2 protein-coding genes are annotated in these 2,910 nt (G+C 70.3%); both read left to right on the top strand.

Annotated features, from left to right (window positions below):
* A partial coding sequence (locus AC27IO_RS22385; RefSeq protein ID WP_498740838.1) for an ABC transporter substrate-binding protein occupies nt 1–1,199 on the top strand: 1,199 nt, incomplete at its 5' end.
* A 47-nt stretch (nt 1,200–1,246) separates the two neighbouring features.
* Nucleotides 1,247–2,910, top strand: a 1,664-nt coding sequence (locus AC27IO_RS22380; protein ID WP_498740836.1) for a sensor histidine kinase, incomplete at its 3' end; no start/stop codon positions are given.

The following is a 2,910-nucleotide window of genomic DNA, read 5'->3' as shown; positions in this document are numbered from 1 at the left end:
CCGCCCGCAGCGAGCCGGCGGGCGTGGAGGTGTTCCACTGGTGGGTGGCGGGCGGCGAGCGCGCCAGCATGGACGCGATCCGCGACTTCACGCGCCAGCGGGACCTGGCTTGGAAGGAAGACTTCTCGCCCGGCAGCGGCACCGCGCGCTACACCGACGTGCTGGCGGCCCGCGTGCGCGCGGGGCGGGTGCCCACCGCCGCGCAGATGATCGGCTACGAGATCCACGAATGGGCGCGGCGCGGGCTGCTGGACAACCTGAACGACGTCGCCGCGCGCGAGGAATGGGACGAGGTCGTCCCCAACGAGATCCAGCAGCTCTCCAAATGGCAGGGCCAGTGGGTGGCGGCCCCGTTCAACGCGCATTCCACCAATTGGCTCTGGGTCAACCAGTCCCTGGCGCGCCGGCTGGGAGCCGCCGCGCCGCCCGACACCTGGGACGACCTGATCGCCCTGCTGGACCGGGCCCGCGCCGCCGGCATCCGGCCGCTGGCCATCGGCAAGGAAGCGTGGGAACACACGCTGCTGTTCGAATCGGTCGCGGCCGGCACCGGCGGCGCGGCGTTCTACCGGCGCGCCTTTCTCGACCTGGACCCGACCGCGCTCGACGGCCCGGTCACCACCGTGATCTTCGAGCGCATGCGGCAACTGGCCCAGTACCTGGACGCGGGCTTCATGCGCCGCCGCTGGGACCAGGCCACCGACCTCGTCGCCGGCGGGCAGGCCCTCCTGCAGGTGCAGGGGAGCTGGGTGGACGGCGAGTTCAAGGTGCGTGGCATGCTGCCCGACCGCGACTACCAGTGCTGGCGCTTTCCCGACACCCAGGGCATGTACCTTTTCAACAGCGACCAGTTCGTCTTCTTCAAGCAGCCCGCACGCCAGCGCGCGGCGCAGGAGCGCTTCGCCTCCATCCTCATGGACCCGGACCTGCAGGTGGCCGTGAACGTGCGCACCGGCGCGGCGCCCGCGCGCGTGGACGTGCAGCAGGCTCCGTTCAACCGCTGCGGCCAGCGCGCCATCACCGACCTGCGCGGCGCCAACATGCGCCGCACCCTCATGGGCTCCATCGCCATGGGCAATGCCCATCCCTCCGCGGTAAAGGCCGCCGTCTACGACGCGGTCACCCGCCACCTGCAGGGGCGGCTGGACACACCCGGCGCCGTGGCGGCGCTGCGCGGGGCCATCGCCCGCAAGCCCTGACCCCCACCCGCACGCCGCTTTTGCGCACACCCTTCCACGGAGCGACCATGTCCTTGTCCCGGTATGTCCTGCGGTCCTTCTCCCACCTGCCGCTCACCGCGAAGATCGTCTTTCTCGTGGGCCTGATGGGTGTCATCTCCACGGCATCGATGCTCTACGCCACCAGCAAGATGCGCGGCATCGACCAGCAGTACAACGCGCTGATCGAGCGCGAAGCGCAGAGCGCGCTGCACATCGGCGATGCCGCCCTGCTGCTGAGTGAATCGAGCCGCCTCGTGTATGCCGTGCTGACCGAGCAGGACGAGGCCACCATGCGCGCCGCCCTGACCCGCCTGGCCCAGTTGCAGGCCCAGTTCAACCAGCAGATCGACACCACCGAAGCCCTGGTGCCCGCCAATGCCGCGCAGCTGCAGTCCATCCGCCAGCGCGCCACGGCGGCCTTCGCGCTGGCCGCGCGCATCGTCGACGCCGCATCGCGCTGGCGTGGCGACCGGGCACTGCAGATCATCCACGGCGAGTTCGAGCCCGCCCTGCGCGCGCTGCAGCGGGACATGAACCAGCAGCGCAACGACTCCGTCACGCAGTTCCAGGAATCGTCCGTGCGGCTCGGACAGGTCACGCGCGACACCATCCTGACCACCGCGCTGGCCGTGGGCATCGGCCTGGCCCTGGTGATCGCGCTGTCGTCCTGGGTGGCCGTCTTCCAGATCTCCCGCCCCATCCTGCGGCTCACGCGGCACATGGAACGGCTCACCGACCGCGAATACGACGACACCGTCACCGGCACCGAGCGGCGCGACGAAGTGGGCACCATGGCCAAGGCGCTGCAGGTGTTCAAGGAAAGCATGCAGCGCGCCGACCGCCTGGCGATCGAGGTGGCCGCGAGCGCCGAGGCGCGCCGCCTGTCCGAGCAGCTCGTGGACCTGACCGGCGCCATCCCGGGCGCCGTGTTCCAGATGCACGTGCGCCCCGATGGCTGGCAGCGCTTTCTCTTCGTGAGCGACAAGGCCGCCGAACTGCAGGGCCGCCCCGCGCACGAACTGCTGCGCCTGGAAGGCCCCGTCGAGCAGACCTACGGCCTGCCGCCATCCGGGCAGGACGCGCTGCGCGAGCGCTTCGAGCACAGCCTGCGCACCTTGCAGCCGCTGGACTTCGACGTCGAGGTGGCGCACGGCGACCGCACGCGGTGGCTCAAGACCCTGGCCACCGCGCGGCGCCTGCCCGATGGCGCCGTGCTGTTCAACGGCGTGTGGCTGGACGTCACCGAGCAGAAAAACCAGGCCCGCGCGCTGGCCCAGGCCGCCGAAGAGAAAGCCACCTTCCTGGCCGTGATGAGCCACGAGATCCGCACCCCGCTGAATGCCATCCTGGGCCTGGCCCAGCTCGCGCTCAAGGACGAGGCCCTGACCCCGCCGCAGCGCGAGCGCATGGACCAGATGTACCGCGCCGGCCGCCGGCTGCTGGGCATCGTCAACGACACGCTCGACTTCTCCAAGATCGACGGCGGCCACCTCGTGCTGGAAACCGTGCCGTTCGAGCTGCCCACCCTGCTGGCCGACCTGTCGGAGCTGTTCGATGACAAGGCCAAGGCCAAGGGCCTGCGCTTTCACGTGGCAGTGGCCGAGGGCGTGCCACCCTACCTGCTGGGCGATCCGCACCGCATCGGGCAGGTGCTGGTCAACTTCGTGAACAACGCCATCAAGTTCACCGA

This window comes from Acidovorax sp. KNOB132 (assembly GCF_057541515.1).
This window is presented reverse-complemented; position numbering and strand designations above follow the sequence as displayed.